The sequence below is a fragment of the Achromobacter pulmonis genome, from assembly GCF_002885955.2.
Taxonomy (GTDB): domain Bacteria; phylum Pseudomonadota; class Gammaproteobacteria; order Burkholderiales; family Burkholderiaceae_B; genus Achromobacter; species Achromobacter pulmonis_A.
The window spans coordinates 311,081-331,701 of the sequence record NZ_POQS01000004.1; the positions used below are offsets into that span (position 1 = coordinate 311,081).

The window sequence follows — 20,621 nt, forward strand, 5'->3', positions numbered from 1 at the left end:
GCGGCTCACGCGGCCAGCGGCACGCTGCACAGGCTTTCCACCAGCGTGCGCCACTGCGTCAGTTGCCGACGGCCGGGCCGGCGTTCGCCGAAGAACTGCGCGATCAGTTCTCCGGAGCCGGAATACAGCTCCAGCGAAGTGATCCAGCCATCGACGGTGGGCCTGTGCACCACCCAGGCCGCCGCGATCGCCTCGGTGTCCAGGTGCAGGTTGAAGGTGGCGTCCAGCACGTTGAACCAGGCGCCGGTGCGGCGCAGCTGCCGCACCGGGCCGGTATGGATCTGGACCATGCCCCGGTTGCCCACGAAGCACATGATGGACAGCCCCGACTGCGCCGCCGATTCCAGGATGCGCACGACGGATTGCGCGGGCACGGGCTGCGCCAGGTCGGGGCCGGCGGCGGTCAGCCCGGCCAGGCGCGACACCTTGAACTTGCGCAGCAGCGGAAAGAATTCGTGTATGTCCTGCATGGCCAGCCAGTCTGCGCGCCATTGCGCCTCATCCGCCACGCTGTCGGCGTTGGCCGCCGGCGCGTAAGGCTCGGGTTCGGGCCATTGCGGCGCGCCCGCAAAGCGGGCGACCAGCGCGTCATAGGCCGCCGCCGAATCTTCATCGGTGTACACCTTGTGCACGGCCACGCCCTCGCCGTCGAAGAACTGCAGGCTGCGCCTGCCGTCGCGTTCGACCGCCCAGGCCGACTTCCAGCGCCTGAAGAACATGCGCAGGTCGATGTCAGGCCCCAGCACCATCCCCACCATGTTCTCGGCATGGATGTCCTGGTAGACGCCGTGGCGTTCGTGCACGCACCACTCGTTGCGCGTCAGCGCCATGACCCTGCCCAGCGTGCCGAGCTGCCGGAAGATTTCCTGGGGCACGCCCTGCAGGGCCGTGGCCTTCAGGCCGCCGCAGCCGGCGGCCACCCACTCGGCTTCGGAGACGCCCAGCTCCCGGGCCTGGTCGCGGGCGCGCAGGCCCGGCCTTGCGGCGGCCAGCGCCTCGTCGCGCGCTCTGAGCGCCTGCGCGCGGGACGTGAAATCGGTATGGCTCATGGTGGTCCTCCGACCGATGGAACAGGTTGCGCAAGCCGCCGCCGACGGCTCGGGATCAGTACTGGTATATCAGCGAAACACGGGCGCTGCGACCCGATTCGGTCTGCCAATCGATCGGCCGCGACGACATCCAGGGCGCGCCAGGGCTTTGCACGGTAAGGGCGTCCCAGTACTTCTTGTCGAACAGATTGAAGACGCCCGCCCGCAGCAGCAGCCCCTTCACCGCCCCGGGCCGCCAGTACGCCGTCAGGTCGGCCACGCCATAGCCCGGCGCGTAGAAAACCGGCGGCGGGGCTGCCTGGGCCGGGCCCGGCGGACCGCGGGCTGTTTGGCGCGCAACACCGCGGTCAACAGCGCCTCCAGGCCCCAGGCGTCGCGGCGGTAGCCCACGCCCAGTACCGCCTTCAGCGGCGCCACAGAGGGCAGCAACGTGCCCGTGTCGGTTTCCTTGCCCACGGCCCAGGCCAGCGAGCCCCAGGCGCGCCAGCCCGGCGCGAACTGCCAGTGGGCGCTGGCGTCCGCGCCGTAGATGCGCACCCTGGCCCGGTTCTGGGTCGCGTAGATGCCCCATGGGAACGCGCCCGCCCATTCCGGCTTCCACAACGCCGAACCCGGGGTCACCACCGCGCTGGCGTCGATGAAGTCGCGGTAGCGGTTGTCGAACCACGACAGCGAGGCGCCCAGCGCGTCGGACCCGAGCCTGGCGCCCAGCTCCCAGCCCCTGCTGGTCTCGGGTTTCAGGTAGGGGTTGCTCGCGCGCAGCAACGATTCGGGGCCGCCGTAGTTGATGAAGAGCTGCGTGGCGTCGGGCGCCTTGAAACCGTGCGCGTACTGCGCGTAGAAGCGCAGATGGCGCGCGGCCTTCCAGGTGGCCAGCAGCTTGGGCGAAAGCCGGCCGCCACGGTTGCGCGGCGGCAAGGGGGACGCGACCGGATTGTGCTGGTAGTCGGTAGTGGACAGCGGCCGCTGCTCGTAACCGTCGTAGCGCAGGGCGGCCAGGATCGTGTAGCGGCCGTCGACGAAGCTGAATTCGTCCTGCGCCCACACGGCCCATTGCCTGCCGCGGGAGCGGGGCCGATCGGCCTGGTTGGTATGCAGCAGTTCGCAGGATCGCGGGCCGTACCTCCTCGGCAGGTCCGGAAGCATTGTCGGGCAGTTGTCGTAGCCGCTGGAATTCTGGCTGGACTGGCTGCTGCGCCATTCGGCGCCCAGCGTCCACAACTGCGCCACGGCGTCGTGGGCAATGCGCGCGGTGGCTTCGGCGCTGGCCCCGAATTGCGCCAGCCAGGTGCTATTGCGACGGCCATAAGGGCCGTTGGGGAATCCGTAGCCTATCGGGTCGCCCGGCTTGAGGTAGGCGCGGCGATCGACGCTGCGCAAGCCGTCGGCCGAGTGCACCAGGTGCTGGCGCTGCCAGTAGACGAGGACGCTTGCGGTATCGACCAGGCCGCCGGCCGCCGGCGCCTGATAGGAATAATCGAACGACACGCGCTGGCGTTGCGTCTGCCTGCGGTTGCGTTTTTCGCCGAGTTCGTACTTGGTGCCGGGTCCCTGGTCCGAGCGGCTGTCGATGTCGGTGTTGCGCTTGAAGAATTCGCCCGTCAGGCCGGCCCGGTGCCCGCCTTCGAAGCGCTGCTGCAGCTTGAGCAGGAGACTGCGCTGCCGGTGATTCGCGGGGTCGGGTCTGTCGCGATCGGGGCCGTAGCCGCCGACTTCGCCACGGTTATCGCGTTCGTGGCTTTCGCGCTGCCGCGCCAGCACGAGCCACAAGGTGTTGCTGCGGATGCGGCCGGCCAGCGCCGCGCTGCCTGTCCAGCCGGTGTCGGCGGAATCGTGGCCCGCCCCGGCCTGCCCGCCGAAGTCCCTGCCGCCGCGCAGCAGGTCGGAGGGATCGAGCGTGTACATATTGACGACGCCGCCAAATGCGCCGGAACCGCCGCCGCTGGCGTCGGCGCCGCGCGCGACGTCCAGCCGCGCAAGGCTGTTGAAATCCACCGCTTCCAGTCCGCCCTTCACTTCGCGCACGCCGTCGTCCAGCCACGGCAGGCGGATGCCGTCCACCCGCGTCAGCACGCGGTCCTGGTCCAGGCCGCGGATATTGATGCTGTGGTTCTGGCGATTGAAGCTCACGCCCGGCTCGGCGCGCCTGCCCAGATCGGTCCAGTCCTGGATTTGCAGATCGTCCAGGCGCTCGCGGCTGCTGCGGGTTTCCCAGGCGGGCGCGGCTTCTACGCCCTCGCCCTCCACGATGACGGGCGCGAACTGCCGCAAGGCGTCCGCGTTCTGGGCCAATGCGCCGGCGCTTGCGGCCGATAGCAGCGCCGTAGCGGCGAGTCGGAAGCCGCTCGCGCGGCCTGCGGGAAAGTAAGCCATGGTCGTCCTCTTGATCCACGAGGCAAAAACATGCCTCTAGAGACCATGACCGTCGGCGGGCCCGAACCGGCCACGGCGGCCCAGCGTCGCCATGCCCACAGCAGGCGGAATCAGTCCGAAACGCGCGTACACGCGCTGCGCGCGCTGCCAGGCATGTTCGTGCTCGGCCCTGCTGGCCCGCCACCGGCAGCAGGCCAGCCAGTCGGCCTGCGTGGCCCGCGGCGAGCTCAGGCGCAGCAGCCAGCGCGCGGCCTGGCGCGCCACGCGGCGCGGCACCGCCGGCAGTTCGCCCGCGGTTTCGCGCAGTGCGTTCAGGCCGCCGCCATGATGCATTGTTCGAGCCCCTTGGCCACGTAGCGGCGCACCGAACGCAGGGACACATTGAGCCTGGCCGCGATTTCGTGGTGGCTGCGGCCTTCGAGCTGCGCCATCAGAAAGGCCTGGCGCACCGGCGCGGACAGGCCCGCCAGCATGTCGTCGATGTCCTGCAGCGCCTGCAGCACGATCGCGCGCTGCTCGGCGGACGGAGCCGCCTGATCGGGCAGCAGCGCCAGGGCCTCGAAATAGGCCTGCTCCACCGAGCGGCGCCGGTGATGGTTGATGAGCAGGCGGCCGGCGACCGTGGTCAGGTAGGCGCGCGGCTCGCGCAGCGCGCCCACCTCGTGGCGGTGCCGCAGCACGCGCACGAAGGTGTCCTGCGCCAGATCGGCGGCGTCGCAAGCATTGCCCAGCCGGCTCCCCAGCCAGCCGCGCAACCAGCCATGATGCGCGCGATACAGGAGGTGGACGGCGTCGCTCGGGCCGGGTACGGGATTCAGCACGTCAGGCTCCTTGATGCTTGATTTACGAATAACAATCAATCTCATTCTAGAGCCGCCGAACCGAGCCGCGCGCCGCATCGGTCGGAGATATGATGGGGACAGATTTCGCCGTCCCGACGGCCTCATGCAAAGGCGGGTTCCATGCTTTATAGCGCGCTCAAGTTCGTCCATGTCATGGCCGTGATTCTCTGGGTCGGCGGCATGCTGTTCGCCCACTGTTTCCTGCGTCCCGCCGTCGCCCGGCTGGAGCCGCCCGTGCGCCTGCCGCTGATGGCCTCGGTGCTCGGGCCCTTCCTGAACGCCGTGCTGGGGGCCATCGTGCTGATCCTGTTGTCGGGCGTCGCCATGATCGGCCAGGAAGCGTCCCAGGCGGCGCAGACGGGCGGCGCCTTCTTCATGCCGCGCAGCTGGACGGCGATGGCCGCGGGCGGCCTGGTCATGATGGCCATCTATACCTACATCCGGGCCGCCCTGTACCCGCGGCTGAACGCGGCCGTGGCGCGCTCGGACTGGCCCGCCGCCGGCGCGGCCCTGGGCGGCGTGCGCCGCTGGGTGGGCGTGAACCTGCTGCTGGGCATCGCCATCGTCGCCATCGTCTTTCTGGGCTAGTGCGCTGCCATCGGCCTAGCGGGGGCTGGCATCGGGATTCTTTTGTTTGCTGCAATATGCATTACATCCGCGCGCCGCACACTGCGGATGCCTCTCACGGCCTGCCGCCCAAAGGAATCCCCATGATCAAGCGCGTGTTCTTCAAGCTGGCCGCTTTCGGCCTGTTCGCCTCCACGTCCGCCGCGCACGCCGCGGCGCCCATCGACAACAGCGCGCTGGACCAGCCCGGGTTCCGCGAACACAAGGCCACCTACGGCGTGGTCTACCGCCTGCCCCAGGACGTCAATGCGGTACTGGACGCCAAGATCCGGCCCACGCTCAAGGCCGATCTGCTCAAGCTGGGCCTGAAGACCGAAGCCGACACGCCCAACATGCCGCACGTGACCGTGGTGCACATCCACAGCGCCGATCCGTCCACGCCGGCCCGCATGCTCAAGGCCCTGCCCAAGCCGCCGGCGCCGCTGCAGGTGACGCTGAAGAACTTCTACCCCACCGAAGCCGCCAAGGGCGCCGGCCATCCGTGGTGGCTGGACCTGGGCGTGGTCAAGAGCGGCCAGGGCTTCGAGGACATGATGCGCTACAACACCGTGGCCACCGCCGCGTTGGCGCCGCTGCGCGACGGCCCGCTGCCGCGCGTCACCGGCCCGGTCTACGCCAAGATGGGCGACGCCGGCAAGGAACTGGTCAAGTCCGTGGGCGTGAGCGGCGTGAACGTCATGAAGGACGGCCAGGAGGTGCGCGCGCATAACCCGCACACCACCCTGGTCTACAGCATGGCGCAGTACGACGCCCGGCTGCAGGAGGCCATGGCGCAGGAGGCCGCCAAGTTCAACGCCGTGCTGCCCGACGGCATCCCCGCCACGTTCAAGGACGTGTCCATCGTCGAGATCGGCTTCGCCGGCAACGTGGTGCGCGAGATCTACCGCGTCAGCCTGGAAGACGGCTCGGTGCTGGACGTGGCCAGCGGCAAGCCGGCAAGCCGCTGAAACGCCGGGGCGGCGCGGCCCCGGATGCTGCCATTTCGTGGCAGCATTACGTAATCCCGGCCCGTCCGCCCGCCCCATGTCCCGCACCGCCCGCCTCCTCGATCTGCTGCAGACGCTGCGCTGCCATCGCCGCCCCGTCAGCGGCCGCCAGTTGGCCGCCGACCTGGGCGTCAGCATCCGCACCCTGTACCGCGACATCGCCACGCTGCAATCGCAGGGCGCCGAGATCGAGGGCGAGCCGGGCGTGGGCTACGTGCTGCGGCCCGGCTTCATGCTGCCGCCGCTGATGTTCAGCACCGAGGAAATCGAGGCCCTGGTGCTGGGCACCCGCTGGGTCGCGGGCCGCGCCGATCCCCGGCTGGCGCAGGCCGCCAGCAACGCGCTGGCCAAGATCGGCGCGGTGCTGCCGGCGGAACTGCGCGACGGGCTGGACGCCATCCCGCTGCTGGTCGGCCCCAGCATGATGACCGTGGTCGACCGCGTGGACCTGTCGCTGATCCGCCAGGCCATCCGCGACGAACGCAAGATCGACATCAGCTACCGCGACGACAAGGGCGCGGATTCGGCGCGCGTGATCTGGCCGTTCGCGCTGGGCTTTTTCGACAGCGTGCGCATCGTCATGGCCTGGTGCGAGCTGCGCCAGGATTTCCGCCATTTCCGCACCGACCGCATCGCCGCGCTGACGCCCGGCCCGCGCTATCCCAAGCGCCGCCATGCGTTGCTCAAGGAGTGGCGCGCGATCGAGCGCGGCCGCAGCCGGGCGGCTTGAACACTACTGCCAAAAACTGACAGTACCGCTGTCTAAGATGAGCGCGTCACTCACCTGGAGCGCATCATGTCCGACACCAATTTCGTCATCCTCTATGTGGACAAGCCGGCCGCCAGCGCCGCGTTCTACAGCGCGCTGCTGCAGCGCCCGCCGATCGAAAGCTCGCCCACCTTCGCGCTGTTCGCGCTGGATTCCGGCCTGATGCTGGGCCTGTGGTCGCGCCATACCGTGGAGCCCGCCGCCGCCGGGCGCGGCGGCGCCTCGGAACTGGCGTTCACCGTGCCGGACGCCGACACGCTGGACCGCCGCCACCTGGACTGGAGCCTGCGCGGCCTGCCCATCCTGCAGCCGCCCACCGACATGGACTTCGGCCGCACCTTCGTCGCGCTGGACCCCGACGGCCACCGGCTGCGGGTGTTCGCGCCGGCGCCGCAGGAACCGGCCGCCGCCGCGCCGGCGGGCGGCGCAGACCGCCTGGCGCACGCCTGAAGCGACCCGTCCCGTCAGGCGCCCGGCTGGCGCGAGGGCAGCGCCGCCGGCGCGGCGCGCTTGCGCAGCAACAGCCCGTAGGCCCCCGCCAGGATCAGCAGGAACGGCACGCCGAACACCAGCGTCATCTTGAATACGCCGGTGAAGTACGTGGTGCCCAGAATGGCCAGCATGGCGGCCGCGCCCAGCAGCGTCAGCACCGGAAAGCCCGGCATGCGGAACGACAGCGGCGCGCCGCCGTCGCGGGCCCAGCGCCGCCGGAAGAAGTAATGCGTCACGAAGATCATCATCCACGTGAACAAGGCGCCGAACATCGAAATCGCCATCATCAGCGTGAACGCGGTTTCGGGATACAGCACGTTCAGCACCGCCGCGATGGCGATGCCGCTGGTCGACACCAGCAGCGCATTGAGCGGCGTGCCGCTGCGCGACAGACGCCCCAGCGCCGCCGGCGCATGGCCGGCGCGCGACAAACTGAACATCATGCGCGTGGTGATGTAGAGCTGGCTGTTCATGGCCGACAGCGCCGCCACCAGCACGATGAAATTGATGACGTCGGCCGCGCCCGGAATGCCCAGCGACTGCATCACCTTCACGAAGGGGCTGCCGCCCTTGCCGGCCTCGTCCCAGGGCACGATGGCCAGGATCAGCGCCAGCGTCAGCAGGTAGAACACCACCAGGCGCGCGATGGTGGCGCGAAAGGCCTGCTTGACCGCGCGTTCGGGGTCCTCGGCCTCGCCCGCGGCCACCGCGATCATCTCCACGCTCAGGTAGCTGAAGATCGAAATCACCACCGCGATCCACATGCCCCAGACGCCGTTCGGGAAGAAACCGCCATGCGAGGTGTACAGCGCCGCGCCGTACTGGGGCTCGCCCCAGACCACGTAGGCGCCCAGGATGATGAAGGCCACGATGGCGCTGACCTTGACGGTCGAGAACCAGTACTCCACGGTGCCGAACGCCTTGACGCTCATGGCGTTCACGCAGATCAGCAGCGCCGAGAACAGGCAGACCCACTGCCAGCCGGGCACGCCCGGGAACCAGAGCTTCATGTATTCGGCCACGGCGGTGACCTCGGTGCCCACCGCCAGCACCACGCAGGACCAGTACGCGTAGCGCACCAGGAAGCCGGCCAGCGGGCCGATGTAGTGTTCGGCATAGGCCCCGAAGGAACCCGAGGTGGAATGCGCCACCGTCATTTCCGCCAGGCAGCCCATCAGCAGCAGCGTGATCACCCCGCCGATGGCGTAGCTGAGGATCACGCTGGGACCGGCGAAGCCGATGGCGAACTTGCTGCCCAGAAACAGCCCCGTGCCGATCGCGCCCCCGATGGCGATCATGCTCATCTGCCCCGAGGTCAAGCGCCGCTTGAGCCCCTGTTCGCGTTCGGCGATGCGGCCGAATCCCTGTTGTTGCGGCATAGTCTCCTCCTTGTACTGCGCTCTCTATCTGGATACAGGGCCTTTGCGGCCCGCGCTCGGATCTGTCGCTGCCGTGTCCCGGTTCAGGTCACGGCGGCGCGCAGCTTGAACTCGGGCCGGTCCCAGGCGCGGCTGTCCAGCACGTCTTTCAGGATGTCGACCGCATCCCATACGTCGGCATAGCCGAAGTACAGCGGCGTGAGGCCGAAGCGCAGCACCTCGGGCTCGCGGTAGTCGCCGATGACGCCGCGCGCGATCAGGGCCTGCATCACTTCGAAGCCGTTGGGATGGCGGAAACTGACGTGGCTGCCGCGCTCGGCGTGGTTGCGCGGCGTCACCAGCGTCAGCGGATGATCCGCGCAGCGCGCCTCGACCAGCGCGATGAACAGGTCGCCCAGCGCCAGCGACTTCCTGCGCACCTCGGCCATGTCGGCCGCCAGCGCCACGTCCAGGCCGCACTCCACCAGCGACAGCGAGACGATGGGCTGGGTGCCGCACAGGTAGCGCCGGATGCCGCCGGCCGGCTCGTAGGCCACCGCCATGTCGAAGGGACGCGTATGGCCCCACCAGCCGGACAGCGGCTGCCGGAAGTCCTTGGTGTGGCGCGGCGCCACCCAGATGAAGGCCGGCGATCCGGGGCCGCCGTTCAGGTACTTATAGGTGCAGCCCACGGCGAAGTCGGCGTCGGCGCCGTTCAGGTCCACCGGCACCGCGCCCGCGGCGTGCGCCAGGTCCCAGATCGCCAGCGCGCCGCGCTCGTGCGCCAGCGCGGTCACGGCGGCCATGTCGTGCATCTGGCCGCTGCGGTAGTTCACATGCGAGAGCAGCATCACCGCCACGGAATCGTCCAGCGCGGCCTCCAGCGGCAGCTGCTCGTCGATCAGGCGCATTTCGTAGCCCTGCTGCAGCAGGTCGATCATGCCCTGGATCATGTACAGATCGGTGGGGAAGTTGTCGCGCTCGGACAGGATCACGCGGCGCGCCGGCTGCTTCTGCTGCTGGATGCGCAGCGCGGCGGCCAGCGCCTTGAAGATGTTCAGCGAGGTCGTGTCGGTGACCACCAGTTCGCCTTCGCGCGCGCCCAGCAGGCCGCCCAGCTTGTCGCCCAGGCGCGCGGGCAGCTCGAACCAGCCGGCGGTGTTCCAGCTGCGGATCAGGCCCGCGCCCCATTCCTGGCCGATCACGGCGGCCGCGCGGCCGGCGGCGGCCTTGGGCAGCACGCCCAGCGAATTGCCGTCCATGTACAGCACGCCCGGCGGCAGGTCGAAACGGTCTTTGAGGGGCGCCAGGGGGTCCTGGCGGTCGGCGTTCACGCAATCTTCGCGGGTATTCATCACGGCTCCATCTCGGGCATATTTCCCGATAAATACTATCAGCGCCGGCAGGCTGATATATTGCAAATCCGGGCGCGGAATACCCTAGGTTTCCGCAGTGAATTGCACGAAATCGACTTTTTCGGAATTTGATTGCGCCATGCAGATAGACGCCATAGACAAGCGGATTCTTTACCGCCTGCAGGAAGACGCCCACCTCAGCAACCAGGACCTGGCCGAGCAGGTGGCGCTGTCGCCCTCGGCCTGCCTGCGGCGCGTGCGCGCGCTGGAAGAAGCCGGCCTGATACGCGGCTACCGCGCCGTGCTCGACGGCGAAAAACTGGGCTTCGAACTGGAGGCCGTGGTGCACGTGTCGCTGGACCAGTCCCGCCCCGGCTGGCACGAGGAATTCCTGGCCGGCATCGCGCTGCACGACGAAATCACCGAGGCCTCCATCGTGACGGGCGCGTCCAACTACATCCTGACCGTGCGCACCCGCAATCTTGCGGCGTTTTCGCAGTTCGTGGAGGACAAGCTCAGCAAGATCCCGGGCGTGCGGGATCTTTGCTCGCATATCGTCATGCGCAAGGTGAAGAGCCGCGGCGGGATGTTGCCGTTGGGAGGGTGGCGGTGAGTTAGGGTGGGTTTGGGGCTGATGGGTTTCGCGCGCTCGAGACTTGGGTTCTTGCGTCGGGGTTCTCGCGCTGCACCCATCCTACGAGTCGTCGAACATTCGCCGTTCGGGGATCGTAGGATGGGTGCAGCGCGAAATTCCTTGCGCAAAAACTCAGATATCGAGCGCGCGCAACCCATCAGGCGGCGAAAGCCGCCCCCGCATGCAGAAACCCGAACACCGTCACGAAATGGCAGGCCGTCCCCCCCATGACGCACAGATGCCAGATGCCATGCGCATGGCGCCAGCGCTTGTCGTTGACGTAGAACAGCGTACCCGCGGTATAGATGGCCGCGCCGGCCAGCAGCCAGGCCAGCCCGGCCGACGATAGCGAGCCCGCGATGGGCGCGGCGAACGCCACGCCCAGCCAGCCCATCGTCAGGTAGAGCGGCAGCGCCGGCGGCGCCCCGCGCGCCCACCAGAGTTCGCGGCCGATGCCCAGCGCGGCCAGCAGCCAGATGGCCACGCCCATGGCCGCGCCCCAGCCGTGCTGGACCGGGCCGAACGCCAGCGGCGTGTAGGTGCCGGCGATCAGCAGATAGATGGCGCTGTGGTCGGCCTTGGCCCACAGCGCCTTGCGCCGGCCGCGCGACCAGTGGAACAGCACCGACGAGGCGTAGACCGCGATCATGGAGGCGGCGAACACGGCGCAGCCGACGATCTGGCGGGTATTCACGTTGAGTTCGGCGGCGCGCGAAATGAGCGCACCCGACGCGGCCACCGCCAGCGCCAGGCCCGCCAGATGCGTCGCGCCGTTGAGTCGTTCGCCTTGGTACATGCGCCCCTCCACGCCGGCCATGCGCCGGACCTTGAATCATGGGCCGATTCTGTGACAAACGCGGGTCAGGCGGACGGACGAACCCGCAATATCAGACGATGAAATCCACCGCGGCCGGATAGCCCTCCAGCGCGCGCGCCGACAGGATGGCGCGCTGCACCGCGATGGCCATGGCCTCGGCCGCCATCACGCCCAGCAGCGTGACGTTGGCGGTCTTGCCGGAAGCCCCCGTGCCCAACGCAAAGATCGTGTCGCCGTCGAGCATGGTGTGGATCGGGTTGATGGTCCGGGCCAGGCCGTCGTGCGCCATGGCGGCGATCTTCTGCGCCTGCGCCTTGGTGAGCCTGGCGTCGGTGGCGACCGCGCCGACGGTGGTGGCCGCGCCCGGGCGCATCGACTTGGGCAGGTCGCCGGCCAGGATGGCGGCGCGGGTGTCCAGCAGCATCTTGCCGTCGGCGGTGCGCGCGCCGGCCAGGATGCGTCCGGTCGACGGGTCCAGCACGTCGCCCACCGCGTTGACCGCCACGATGGCGCCCACGGTCACGCCAGCCACGCGCAGCGAGGCGCTGCCCAGCCCGCCCTTCATGGCGCGCTTGGGACCGTACAGCTTGCCCACCGTCGCGCCCGCCCCCGCGCCGACGTTGCCCTCTTCGGAGGCCTGCTCGCTGGCCGCCTTGCAGGCCTGGTAGCCGGCGGCCGCGTCCGGGCGGATCGAGGCGTCGCCCACCCCCAGGTCGAACAGGATGGCCGCCGGCACGATGGGCACGTGCGCCACGCCCACGTCGAAACCGATCTTCTTTTCCTCCAGGTAGCGCATGACGCCGGAGGCCGCGTCCAGGCCGAACGCGCTGCCACCGGCCAGCAGGACGGCGTGCACCTGCTCCACCATGTTCATCGGATTAAGCAGGTCGGTTTCACGGGTGCCGGGCGCCGCGCCGCGCACGTCGACCCCGCCCGTGGCGCCGGCCTCGGCGATGATGACCGTGCAGCCCGTCGGGCGGCGCGTATCGGTGTAGTGGCCCACGCGCAGGCCGGCCACGTCCGTGATGCTGCCTCCGCCCGGCATGCGCCGCGCGCCGTCGGCGCCCCTGGCCGGCATCGCCCCGGCCGCCGCGGCGCCCGCGGCCGCCATCATGAAAGCCCGCCTGTTCCATCGCTGTTCCACACCGATCTCCATCAAGGTCCCGCATGAAAGAGCCCGGCGGCTGGGCGCCGGGGCTTGGGTAACACCATATGACTTGCCGCTATATTTTTACTATTCCTTATGCTTTGTGGAAAAATAGGCCAGTTGTTAGAGTGCGGCTACGCCGGAGGGCATCGCAGCCCCGCATGCTCTCCACAGTGATACCCACCATCCGTGGAGCACCGCCATGAAACTCTTCCGTACCCTGCTGGCCGCCGGCCTGGTCCAGTTCGCCGCCCTGTCCGCCGCCCATGCCCAGTCCGGCCTGGACCAGATCAAGGCCGCGGGCGTCTTCAAGATCGGCACCGAAGGCACCTACGCTCCCTTCACTTTCCACGACGCATCCGGCGAGCTTACCGGTTTCGACGTGGACATCGGCCGCGCCATCGCCCAGCGCCTGGGCGTGAAGGCCCAGTTCGTCGAAGGCAAGTGGGACGGCCTCATCGCCGGCCTGGACGCCAAGCGCTACGACGCCGTGATCAACCAGGTGGGCATCACCGACGCGCGCCGCGCCAAGTACGACTTTTCCGATCCGTACATCTCCTCGGCCGCCGTGCTGATCGTGCGCGACGACAACACCAGCATCAAGTCCTTCGCCGATCTCAAGGGCAAGAAGTCGGCCAACACGCTGACCAGCAATTTCGGCAAGCTCGCGCAGAGCCACGGCGCGCAGGTCATCGCGGTGCAGGGCTTCAACGAGGCCATCGACCTGCTGACCTCGGGCCGGGTCGAAGCCACGGTCAACGACAACCTGTCGTTCCTGGATTTCAAGAAGCAAAAGCCCAACGCGCGCGTCAAGATCGCCGCCACCGACAAGACCGCCGAATTCAGCAACTCGGGCGTGCTGATCCGCAAGGGCAACCCCGAGCTGCAGGCCGCCATCAACAAGGCGCTGGCCGACATGAAGGCCGACGGCACCTACAAGACCATCTCGGTCAAATACTTCGGCACCGACCTGTCGGCCCAATAAGCCGCTGGAGCCTACATGACGCCACCTGCCTGGCTGCAAGCGGTGATGCCCGACTGGCTGCTGGCCCAGGTCGCGGCGTGGACGATGCCGGCCTGGATCCAGCTCATGGCCGATTCGTTCTGGCCGCTGCTCATGGCCGGGCTGACGTTCACGGTGCCGCTGACGCTGCTGTCTTTCGTGCTGGGCCTGGCGCTGGCCTTCGTGGTCGCGCTGATCCGGCTGTTCGGCCCGGCGCCGCTGGTGGCGGTGGCGCGTTTCTACGTGTGGCTGATCCGCGGCACGCCGCTGCTGGTGCAGCTCTTCGTGATCTTCTACGGGCTGCCCAAGGCCGGCCTGGTGCTGGACCCGCTGCCGGCCGCGCTGATCGGCTTCACGCTCAACGTGGGCGCCTACAACTCGGAAGTCATCCGCGGCGCCATCGAATCCATCGGCAAGGGCCAATGGGAGGCCGCCTATTCGCTGAGCATGACGCGCGCGCAGGCGCTGCGCCGCACCGTGCTGCCGCAGGCGGCCCGCGTGGCCGTGCCGCCGCTGTCGAATTCCTTCATCGCGCTGGTCAAGGACACCTCGCTGGCCGCGGCGATCACCGTGCCCGAGATTTTCCAGGCCGCGCAGCGCATCGCCGCGGTCACCTATGAACCGCTGATCCTCTACACCGAGACCGCGCTGATCTACCTGGCGTTCAGTTCCGTCCTGTCGGCCGCCCAGGTCCGGCTGGAAAGGCGCTTCGGCCAGCACGCGGTGTTTGCGGAGAAGAACCGATGATCCGCCTGGAAAAGATAGAGAAAGCGTTCGGCGGCAACCCGGTGCTCAAGCAGGTCGACGTGAGCATCGCCGAAGGCAGCGTCACCGCCCTGATCGGCCCGTCCGGCAGCGGCAAGAGCACGCTGCTGCGCTGCGTGAACCTGCTCGAAGTGCCCGACCGCGGCCGGCTCGTGATCGGCCCGGAAAGCGTGGATTTCGAACCCGGCCGCAAGCTGCCGCGCGAGCAGGTGCAGCGCGTGCGCATGCAGACCGGCATGGTGTTCCAGAACTTCCAGCTGTTTCCGCACCAGACCGTGATCGGCAATGTCATGGAAGGCCTGGTGACGGTGCAGAAGTGGCCGGCCGACCGGGCCCGCGCCCGCGCCGAGGAACTGCTGCAAAAGGTCGGCATGCTGCCGAAGGCCGACGCCTGGCCCGCCAACCTGTCGGGCGGCCAGCAGCAGCGTGTGGCCATCGCCCGCGCGCTGGCGCCGGCCCCGCGCGTGCTGCTGTGCGACGAGCCGACCTCGGCGCTCGATCCCGGCCTGGCGGCCGAGGTGGTGGACGTGCTGCGCCAGCTGGCGGCCGAGGGCATGACCATGCTGATGGCCACGCACGACCTGCGGCTGGCGGCCAGCGTATCGCGCGAGGTGGTGTTCCTGCTGGACGGCGCCGTGGTCGAATCCGGCGATTCGAGTCAGCTGTTCAGCCGGCCCGCGGACCCGCGCACCGCGGCGTTCATCTCCACCCTGACGCAGGAGGCGGCGCACGCCGCCCCGGGCGTCTGAGGGCGGCGCGGCTTACTTCGGCGGCAGCGAGCCGGCCGGATCGACGGCCTGGCCGTCGTAGCGCAGCTCGAAATACAGGCCCACCTGCTTGCTGTCGCTATTGCCCATTTCCGCGATCTTCTGCCCCTGGCTGACGCGCTGGCCTTCGGTGACCAGCAGCTTGCGGTTGTGGGCGTAGATGCTCAGGAAGCTGGCGTTGTGCTTGACGATGACCAGATGACCGTAGCCGCGCAGCCCGCTGCCCGAATAAGCCACCGTGCCCGGCGCCGCCGCCACCACCGGCGTGCCGGCGGAATTGCTGATGACGATGCCGTTGGACCCCGAGCCGTCGTAGCCGCGCGTGACCTTGCCCTGCGCCGGCCAGATCAGCGAGATCGCGCCCGGCGGCGCCGTGCGCCGCCGCGCCGACGAGGTGGCCGCCGGCTTGCGCGTGGTCTGCGCGCGCGTCTTGGCCTTGGTGGGCGTGGACGTGCGCGCCTGGCCGGCGGGCGGTTCGACGCGCAGCACCTGGCCGACTTCGATGGCGTTGGCGTTGGACAGGCGGTTCCAGCGCACCAGGTCGCTGACGCTGGCGCCCTGCTTGCGCGCGATCTGGTAGAGCGTGTCGCCCGACTGCACGCGGTAATAGCCGGGCTGGACCTTGGTGGAACCGCAGGCCGACAGCAGCACCAGCAGCGCGATGCCGGCCAGCCCCAGCCAGCGGCGCAGGATGGACCGGTGCCGCGACGGCCGGGGCCGGCTGGCGCCGGCATGCGGCGCGCCTATGAGTGGGACAGGGGACGAGGAAAGCGCTGAAACCTGGGGCACTGAAAATCGGTGGTCGGGACGAAGTGCGTTCAAGGGTACCAAGATTTTCGCGCGGCGGCGCGGGTAGAATGGCCGTCATGCCAGCCACGTCCCGCCAGCTCCGTCGCCAGCCCGCCGCACGCGCCGCGCGCGCCACGGCCCTGCTGTGGCTGGCGCTGATGGCGCTGGCGCTGCGCGCGCTGGTGCCGGCCGGCTACATGCCCGACGTGGGCGCGCTGCACGACGGCCGGCTCGAAGTCACCTTCTGCTCGGCCGCCGGCGCCCCGCCGGCGCTGGCCCTGCAGCTGGCCGCCAAGTCCCGGTCGGGCAAGAACGCCGGCCACGATAACGCCGGCTCCGGCGCGCAGTGCCCCTTCGGCCTGCTTGCGCATCTCACGCCCGCGCCAGCCGCCGCGCCCGCCGTCCTCGTTCCCGCCGCCGCGCGGCATGCGCCGCCGCGGCCCGCCGCCCGCGCCCTGCCCACGCAAGGCGCCCAGGGCCCGCCGCTGGGCTCGCGCGCTCCGCCTTTCCTCGCCTGACGCCGCATAACCGCGCGGCCGCGCCGCGCGCCCTGCCCGAACGTCAACCGACGAGGTAAACATGTTTTCCCGCTTCCTGCGCGCCCCCGCCGGCGCGCCCTCGCACGCGCCCGATCCGCGGCGCCGCGTACTGCTGTCCTCGCTCGCGCTGCTGGCCCTGAGCGGCTGCGGCCCCGATGCCCCGAAACTGCACGGCATGGATCTCTCCGAAATGCCGGCCGGCGATTTCCAGCTGCAGGACACCGACGGCAAGCCCCGCACGCTGGCCGACTACCGCGGCCATCCGGTCATGCTGTTCTTCGGCTTCACCCAATGCCCGGACATCTGCCCCACCGCGCTCACGCGCGCCGTGGAAATCAAGAACTTGCTGGGCGCGGACGCAGAACGGCTGCGCGTGCTCTTCATCACCGTGGACCCCGAGCGCGACACGCCCGAGATCCTGCGCGCCTATACCCAGGCCTTCGATCCGGGCTTCATCGGCCTGCGCGGCGACGCCGAGCAGACCCGCGCCGCCGCCCAGTCGTTCAAGGTCTATTACCAGAAGGTCGCCACGGGCTCGTCCTACACCATGGACCACACCGCCCTGACCTACGTCATCGACGCCCAGGGCAAGCTGCGCCTGGCCCTGCGCCACCAGCAAAGCGCGCAGGAATGCGTCGAAGACCTGCGCACCGTGCTCTGACCCGCCCGCTACTAATAGAGATAGGAACAAGCCATGCAAGCAACCGCATTCAAATCCCTGGCCGCCGCCTTCGCCCTGTGCGCCCTGGCCGCCGCCCCGACCGCCTACGCCCAGGACGCCTCGCTCTCGGTGCAGGAACCCTGGGTCCGCGCCAGCGTGCCCAACCAGCACGCCACCGGCGCCTTCATGCGCCTGACCTCCACCGCGCCGGCGCGCCTGGTCGCGGTGGAGTCGCCGGCCGCCCGGAACGTGGAGATCCACGAAATGGCGATGCAGGACAACGTCATGAAAATGCGGCAGGTGGCCGGCATCGACCTGCCCGCCGGTCAGGCGGTCGAGCTCAAGCCCGGCGGCTACCACGTCATGCTGATCGACCTGGTCAGCCAGATCAACGCGGGCCAGCACGTGCCGCTGACGCTGGTGATCGAGGACGCCCAGCGCCAGCAGCGCCGCATCACGGTGGACGCCGAGGCGCGGCCGCTGGGCGCGGCGGCCAAGCCCGCCGCCGGCCACGCGCATTGAAGCGGGACGCCGGCGCCCGGATAATTGGGGACATAATAAATCCCCCTGGCGCCGGAGTCCGCCGCCGATTCGCCATACAATGCCTGCACATCCGCGCCGGCGCCCCCGCCGCGCCCCGGATGCCAGCGTCGCGCACAGCCGGACGCTGGCCCCGCCGGCCCGCTGGCCGGCCCTCTGTGTCTGGATATGCCCGGTAGTTCCGCCTTTTCCTTCCTGCGTACCCTCTGCAGTCTGCGCTGGCTCGCCATCGCGGGCCAGGCCGCGACCATCCTGCTGGCCAGCGGCGTGCTGGGCCTGGCCCTGCCGCTGGAGCCGCTATGGCTGGGCGTGGGCGCGCTGATCGGGTTCAACGTCTACGCCAGCCTGCGGCTGCGCCAGCGCCGCGACCTGTCGCACGCGACCGCGTTCGGCCATCTGCTGGTGGACATGGCCGTGCTGGCCTGGATGGTGGGCTGGAGCGGCGGCATCAACAATCCGTTCGGCATGATGTTCCTGATCCTGACCGCGCTGGCGGCCCTGGCGCTGCCGCGCAACTGGGCGCTGGCCGCGGCGGTGGCGGGGATCTCCGGCTACGCGGCGGCCGCCATCTTCGGCCAGCCGCTGCGCGGCGAGGTGGATTCGCACAACCTGCTGCTGTGGGGCATCGGCGCCAACTTCCTGATCTCGGTGGTGGTGGTGCTGGTGTTCTCCACCCGCCTGGCCTCGGACCTGCGCGCCCGCGAGCGCGAACTGGCCCGGCTGCGCGAGCGCTTCACCCGCAACGAGGGCATCGTGGCGCTGGCCACCCACGCCGCGGCCATGGCGCACGAGCTGAACACGCCGCTGGCGACCATGACGCTGCTGGCCGACGAGATCGCCGCCGAGGTCAAGGACGAAGATCTGCGCGCCGACGTGTCCACGCTCAGCCAGCTTCTGGCCCTGTGCCGGGAACGTATCCGCAATCTGGCGGTCCCAACCGCCGTGGACCTGGTGCGCGTGGTGGGACAATGGCGCCTGATCCGGCCGACCATCGATCTGCAGCGTTCGGGCACCCTGCCCGGCAGCCTGCGGGTCGATCCGGCCATCGCCCATCTGCTGCAGGCGCTCCTGAACAACGCGGCCGACGCCGGCGAAGCCGTCAACGTGCCGCGCGTGGACCTGCATCTGGAGTACGGCTATGGCGCCTTGCGCGGCGAAGTGCGGGATTACGGCCAGGGTTTCGACCCCGACCACACCGTGCTGCCGGCCACCAGCCTGTTCAACAGCGGCAAGCCGGGAGGGTTGGGCGTGGGCCTGGCGCTGTCGCACGCCACGGTCGAGCAGCTCGGAGGAGAAATGACCATGACCGCCGCCGAAGGGGGAGGCACGCGCATCCGCTTTTACCTGCCGCTGGGCCAGACCCAGGGCAGTCCAGGGACTTGAATGTGATGAATCCAACCGATCTTGGCCTGTTGATCGACGACGACGAGCTTTACGTCCGCACGCTGCAGCGCAGCCTGTCGCGGCGCGGCCTGGAAACCCGCACCGCTACCGGCATCGCGGAAGCGCTGCGCGTGGCCGAAGAGATCCGCCCCGCCTTCGCCCTGGTGGACCTGCGCCTGGGCGAGGACTCCGGCCTGACCCTGATCCGCCCGCTGCGCGCGCTGCGCGCGGACATGCGCATCCTGCTGGTCACCGGCTACGCCAGCGTGGCCACCGCCGTGGAGGCCATCAAGCGCGGCGCCGACGATTACCTGCCCAAGCCGGCCACCGCGCCCATGATCCTGCGCACGCTGGGGCTGGTGAAGCCCGAGTCCGTGGCCATCGAAACCACCATGACCCCCCTGCACCGCCTGGAATGGGAGCACATCCACCAGGCCCTGCACGAAACCGGCGGCAACGTCTCGGCCGCCGCCCGCCTGCTCGGCATGCACCGCCGCTCCCTGCAGCGCAAGCTGGCGAAAAAACCGGGGCCGGAACGCGAAGTGCTGGTCGACTGATTTGTGCAGGTGCGACATAAAGTCGCACCCCGGCTTTGTGCAGGTGCGACATATCGTCGCACCCCGCCCCCGGCGCTAAACCCTTCTCCCGCCAGGGAAAACCCCTAAGCCCGGACAATGGGGCCGGCGCCGCGCCAGGCAATGCGACCATTCGTCGCAGGCTTGACCCAGATCAAACCGATAGGATGGACGTTGCTGCCTAGCAGCATTCCAGTCTGCTGCTACGCAGCATTTCCCATCATCCATCCAAGGCTGTACGTGAAACACCCCCTCCTTGCGACCCTTACGCGCATTATTGGCGTCGGCGCGGTCATGCTGCTTGGCGGCTGCAACATGGAAATCCTCTCCCCCAAGGGAGACATCGGCATGCAGGAAAGGACGCTGCTGTTCACGACGACCGGGCTCATGCTCATCGTCGTGATTCCGGTCATCGTCATGATCCTGGCATTCGCCTGGAAATACCGCGCATCCAATACCAAAGCCGATTACCAGCCCAAGTGGGCCCACTCCACCGCGATCGAAGTCGTGGTCTGGAGCGTGCCCTGCATCATCGTGGCGATCCTCGCCGTGATCACCTGGCGCTCCACGCATGCGCTGGACCCCTACAAGCCGCTCGTCTCCGAGCACAAGCCGGTGACCATCGAGGTGGTTTCGCTGGATTGGAAGTGGCTGTTCATCTACCCCGAGTACGACATCGCCACGGTCAACGAGATCGCCTTCCCGGTGGACGTTCCGGTCAATTTCCGGATCACCTCGGCCACGGTCATGAACTCGTTCTTCATCCCGCAGCTGGGCAGCCAGATCTACTCGATGGCCGGCATGGAGACCAAGCTGCACCTGAACGCGCGCGAAATCGGCACCTACGCCGGCATTTCGGCCAACTACAGCGGCGGCGGTTTCTCGGGCATGCGCTTCAAGGCGCACGCCATGTCGCAAGAAGGGTTCGACAACTGGATCAAGGAAGCCAAGGCCGCTCCCGGCGCGCTGACCCCCGAGGTCTACGCCGAGCTGACCAAGCGCAGCGAACACAATCCGGTAGTCAAGTATTCGTCGGTGCCGCCCTCCATGTTCGAGTACATCCTGGGCAGCACGATGACCAAGATGGCCGGCGTGGACTCCGCCACGTGCACTCCCACGTCGAATAATCTGATCGCAGGAATCAACTAAC

General features: G+C 68.9%; 24 protein-coding genes. 14 read left to right on the plus strand and 10 right to left on the minus strand.

Annotated elements, in window-relative coordinates:
* Positions 1-5: 5 nt before the first annotated feature.
* From C1I89_RS16560 to C1I89_RS16575, 5 genes are read right to left on the minus strand one after another with little or no spacing between them, the layout of a single operon-like run.
* Positions 6-1,049 (minus strand): hemin-degrading factor, encoded by a 1,044-nt coding sequence (locus tag C1I89_RS16560; RefSeq protein ID WP_102773780.1) that lies wholly within the window; start codon positions 1,047-1,049, stop codon positions 6-8.
* Between the two features lie 55 nt (positions 1,050-1,104).
* Positions 1,105-1,308: a TonB-dependent receptor gene (locus C1I89_RS35300; RefSeq protein ID WP_258231460.1), complete on the minus strand. Its 204-nt coding sequence runs from the start codon at positions 1,306-1,308 to the stop codon at positions 1,105-1,107.
* Positions 1,296-3,422: a TonB-dependent hemoglobin/transferrin/lactoferrin family receptor gene (locus C1I89_RS16565; RefSeq protein WP_258231461.1), complete on the minus strand. Its 2,127-nt coding sequence runs from the start codon at positions 3,420-3,422 to the stop codon at positions 1,296-1,298. The genes C1I89_RS35300 and C1I89_RS16565 overlap by 13 nt, the downstream gene beginning before the upstream one ends.
* 36 nt (positions 3,423-3,458) lie before the next feature.
* On the minus strand, positions 3,459-3,755 hold the full coding sequence (locus C1I89_RS35900) for a FecR/PupR family sigma factor regulator (RefSeq protein WP_102773781.1): 297 nt from the start codon (positions 3,753-3,755) through the stop codon (positions 3,459-3,461).
* Positions 3,734-4,243, minus strand: coding sequence for a sigma-70 family RNA polymerase sigma factor (locus C1I89_RS16575; RefSeq protein ID WP_246842443.1), 510 nt, complete (start codon positions 4,241-4,243; stop codon positions 3,734-3,736). The genes C1I89_RS35900 and C1I89_RS16575 overlap by 22 nt, the downstream gene beginning before the upstream one ends.
* Before the next feature lie 141 nt (positions 4,244-4,384).
* Here C1I89_RS16575 and C1I89_RS16580 point away from each other — a divergent pair, with 141 nt between their 5' ends.
* The 4 genes from C1I89_RS16580 (at position 4,385) to C1I89_RS16595 (ending at position 7,096) form a co-directional block, all read left to right on the plus strand.
* Complete coding sequence (locus C1I89_RS16580; RefSeq protein WP_102773783.1) at positions 4,385-4,852, plus strand: CopD family protein; 468 nt, start codon at positions 4,385-4,387, stop codon at positions 4,850-4,852.
* A 122-nt stretch (positions 4,853-4,974) separates the two neighbouring features.
* Positions 4,975-5,838, plus strand: a complete 864-nt coding sequence (locus tag C1I89_RS16585; RefSeq protein WP_102773784.1) for a hypothetical protein — start codon at positions 4,975-4,977, stop codon at positions 5,836-5,838.
* A gap of 76 nt (positions 5,839-5,914) precedes the next feature.
* Positions 5,915-6,607 carry a helix-turn-helix transcriptional regulator gene (locus C1I89_RS16590; RefSeq protein WP_102773785.1) on the plus strand — a complete coding sequence of 231 codons (693 nt, stop codon included), beginning with the start codon at positions 5,915-5,917 and terminating at the stop codon, positions 6,605-6,607.
* 66 nt (positions 6,608-6,673) lie between these two features.
* A complete protein-coding gene (locus C1I89_RS16595; protein ID WP_102773786.1) occupies positions 6,674-7,096 on the plus strand; it encodes a VOC family protein in 423 nt (140 codons plus the stop codon).
* A gap of 14 nt (positions 7,097-7,110) precedes the next feature.
* Here C1I89_RS16595 and C1I89_RS16600 read toward each other — a convergent pair whose 3' ends face one another.
* Positions 7,111-8,517, minus strand: coding sequence for an amino acid permease (locus C1I89_RS16600; RefSeq protein WP_102773787.1), 1,407 nt, complete (start codon positions 8,515-8,517; stop codon positions 7,111-7,113).
* 83 nt (positions 8,518-8,600) lie between these two features.
* Entirely contained in the window at positions 8,601-9,851 is a 1,251-nt protein-coding gene (gene kynU / locus C1I89_RS16605) for a kynureninase (RefSeq protein ID WP_102773788.1), read from the minus strand.
* 139 nt (positions 9,852-9,990) lie between these two features.
* Between kynU and C1I89_RS16610 the strand changes: the two genes are divergently transcribed.
* A complete protein-coding gene (locus tag C1I89_RS16610; protein WP_102773789.1) occupies positions 9,991-10,464 on the plus strand; it encodes an Lrp/AsnC family transcriptional regulator in 474 nt (157 codons plus the stop codon).
* 178 nt (positions 10,465-10,642) lie between these two features.
* Here C1I89_RS16610 and trhA read toward each other — a convergent pair whose 3' ends face one another.
* On the minus strand, positions 10,643-11,281 hold the full coding sequence (trhA, locus tag C1I89_RS16615) for a PAQR family membrane homeostasis protein TrhA (RefSeq protein ID WP_102774151.1): 639 nt from the start codon (positions 11,279-11,281) through the stop codon (positions 10,643-10,645).
* A 91-nt stretch (positions 11,282-11,372) separates the two neighbouring features.
* A complete protein-coding gene (locus C1I89_RS16620; protein ID WP_181390993.1) occupies positions 11,373-12,458 on the minus strand; it encodes a P1 family peptidase in 1,086 nt (361 codons plus the stop codon).
* A gap of 193 nt (positions 12,459-12,651) precedes the next feature.
* Between C1I89_RS16620 and C1I89_RS16625 the strand changes: the two genes are divergently transcribed.
* The 3 genes from C1I89_RS16625 to C1I89_RS16635 all read left to right on the plus strand — a co-directional run bounded on the left by C1I89_RS16625 (position 12,652) and on the right by C1I89_RS16635 (position 14,966).
* On the plus strand, positions 12,652-13,434 hold the full coding sequence (locus C1I89_RS16625; RefSeq protein ID WP_102773791.1) for an amino acid ABC transporter substrate-binding protein: 783 nt from the start codon (positions 12,652-12,654) through the stop codon (positions 13,432-13,434).
* A gap of 84 nt (positions 13,435-13,518) precedes the next feature.
* The gene (locus C1I89_RS16630) at positions 13,519-14,199 is read left to right on the plus strand and encodes an amino acid ABC transporter permease (protein ID WP_102774152.1); all 681 of its coding nucleotides are present in this window, start codon (positions 13,519-13,521) and stop codon (positions 14,197-14,199) included.
* Positions 14,196-14,966 carry an amino acid ABC transporter ATP-binding protein gene (locus C1I89_RS16635; RefSeq protein WP_102773792.1) on the plus strand — a complete coding sequence of 257 codons (771 nt, stop codon included), beginning with the start codon at positions 14,196-14,198 and terminating at the stop codon, positions 14,964-14,966. Before C1I89_RS16630 ends, C1I89_RS16635 begins: the two co-directional genes overlap by 4 nt.
* Positions 14,967-14,978: 12 nt before the next feature.
* Here C1I89_RS16635 and C1I89_RS16640 read toward each other — a convergent pair whose 3' ends face one another.
* Positions 14,979-15,662, minus strand: coding sequence for a peptidoglycan DD-metalloendopeptidase family protein (locus C1I89_RS16640; RefSeq protein WP_246842483.1), 684 nt, complete (start codon positions 15,660-15,662; stop codon positions 14,979-14,981).
* Between the two features lie 188 nt (positions 15,663-15,850).
* Between C1I89_RS16640 and C1I89_RS16645 the strand changes: the two genes are divergently transcribed.
* The 6 genes from C1I89_RS16645 to cyoA all read left to right on the plus strand — a co-directional run bounded on the left by C1I89_RS16645 (position 15,851) and on the right by cyoA (position 20,620).
* Positions 15,851-16,291, plus strand: a complete 441-nt coding sequence (locus C1I89_RS16645) for a DUF2946 family protein (protein ID WP_102774153.1) — start codon at positions 15,851-15,853, stop codon at positions 16,289-16,291.
* Positions 16,292-16,352: 61 nt separating this feature from the next.
* Positions 16,353-16,973 carry an SCO family protein gene (locus C1I89_RS16650; RefSeq protein ID WP_102773794.1) on the plus strand — a complete coding sequence of 207 codons (621 nt, stop codon included), beginning with the start codon at positions 16,353-16,355 and terminating at the stop codon, positions 16,971-16,973.
* A 33-nt stretch (positions 16,974-17,006) separates the two neighbouring features.
* The gene (locus tag C1I89_RS16655) at positions 17,007-17,495 is read left to right on the plus strand and encodes a copper chaperone PCu(A)C (RefSeq protein ID WP_102773795.1); all 489 of its coding nucleotides are present in this window, start codon (positions 17,007-17,009) and stop codon (positions 17,493-17,495) included.
* Between the two features lie 186 nt (positions 17,496-17,681).
* Positions 17,682-18,896 carry an ATP-binding protein gene (locus C1I89_RS16660; protein ID WP_102773796.1) on the plus strand — a complete coding sequence of 405 codons (1,215 nt, stop codon included), beginning with the start codon at positions 17,682-17,684 and terminating at the stop codon, positions 18,894-18,896.
* A 5-nt stretch (positions 18,897-18,901) separates the two neighbouring features.
* Complete coding sequence (locus tag C1I89_RS16665) at positions 18,902-19,453, plus strand: response regulator transcription factor (RefSeq protein ID WP_102773797.1); 552 nt, start codon at positions 18,902-18,904, stop codon at positions 19,451-19,453.
* 258 nt (positions 19,454-19,711) lie between these two features.
* Complete coding sequence (gene cyoA / locus C1I89_RS16670) at positions 19,712-20,620, plus strand: ubiquinol oxidase subunit II (protein ID WP_102773798.1); 909 nt, start codon at positions 19,712-19,714, stop codon at positions 20,618-20,620.
* Position 20,621: the final 1 nt, after the last annotated feature.

Bases quoted from the DNA above. Each gene is read 5' to 3' on its own strand.
- C1I89_RS16560 (WP_102773780.1), bottom strand. From the start codon at position 1,049: ATGAGCCATACCGATTTCACGTCCCGCGCGCAGGCGCTCAGAGCGCGC.
- C1I89_RS16565 (WP_258231461.1), bottom strand. From the start codon at position 3,422: ATGGCTTACTTTCCCGCAGGCCGCGCGAGCGGCTTCCGACTCGCCGCT.
- C1I89_RS35900 (WP_102773781.1), bottom strand. From the start codon at position 3,755: ATGCATCATGGCGGCGGCCTGAACGCACTGCGCGAAACCGCGGGCGAA.
- C1I89_RS16580 (WP_102773783.1), top strand. From the start codon at position 4,385: ATGCTTTATAGCGCGCTCAAGTTCGTCCATGTCATGGCCGTGATTCTC.
- C1I89_RS16585 (WP_102773784.1), top strand. From the start codon at position 4,975: ATGATCAAGCGCGTGTTCTTCAAGCTGGCCGCTTTCGGCCTGTTCGCC.
- C1I89_RS16590 (WP_102773785.1), top strand. From the start codon at position 5,915: ATGTCCCGCACCGCCCGCCTCCTCGATCTGCTGCAGACGCTGCGCTGC.
- C1I89_RS16595 (WP_102773786.1), top strand. From the start codon at position 6,674: ATGTCCGACACCAATTTCGTCATCCTCTATGTGGACAAGCCGGCCGCC.
- C1I89_RS16600 (WP_102773787.1), bottom strand. From the start codon at position 8,517: ATGCCGCAACAACAGGGATTCGGCCGCATCGCCGAACGCGAACAGGGG.
- kynU (WP_102773788.1), bottom strand. From the start codon at position 9,851: ATGAATACCCGCGAAGATTGCGTGAACGCCGACCGCCAGGACCCCCTG.
- C1I89_RS16610 (WP_102773789.1), top strand. From the start codon at position 9,991: ATGCAGATAGACGCCATAGACAAGCGGATTCTTTACCGCCTGCAGGAA.
- trhA (WP_102774151.1), bottom strand. From the start codon at position 11,281: ATGTACCAAGGCGAACGACTCAACGGCGCGACGCATCTGGCGGGCCTG.
- C1I89_RS16620 (WP_181390993.1), bottom strand. From the start codon at position 12,458: ATGGAGATCGGTGTGGAACAGCGATGGAACAGGCGGGCTTTCATGATG.
- C1I89_RS16625 (WP_102773791.1), top strand. From the start codon at position 12,652: ATGAAACTCTTCCGTACCCTGCTGGCCGCCGGCCTGGTCCAGTTCGCC.
- C1I89_RS16630 (WP_102774152.1), top strand. From the start codon at position 13,519: ATGCCGGCCTGGATCCAGCTCATGGCCGATTCGTTCTGGCCGCTGCTC.
- C1I89_RS16635 (WP_102773792.1), top strand. From the start codon at position 14,196: ATGATCCGCCTGGAAAAGATAGAGAAAGCGTTCGGCGGCAACCCGGTG.
- C1I89_RS16645 (WP_102774153.1), top strand. From the start codon at position 15,851: ATGCCAGCCACGTCCCGCCAGCTCCGTCGCCAGCCCGCCGCACGCGCC.
- C1I89_RS16650 (WP_102773794.1), top strand. From the start codon at position 16,353: ATGTTTTCCCGCTTCCTGCGCGCCCCCGCCGGCGCGCCCTCGCACGCG.
- C1I89_RS16655 (WP_102773795.1), top strand. From the start codon at position 17,007: ATGCAAGCAACCGCATTCAAATCCCTGGCCGCCGCCTTCGCCCTGTGC.
- C1I89_RS16660 (WP_102773796.1), top strand. From the start codon at position 17,682: ATGCCCGGTAGTTCCGCCTTTTCCTTCCTGCGTACCCTCTGCAGTCTG.
- C1I89_RS16665 (WP_102773797.1), top strand. From the start codon at position 18,902: ATGAATCCAACCGATCTTGGCCTGTTGATCGACGACGACGAGCTTTAC.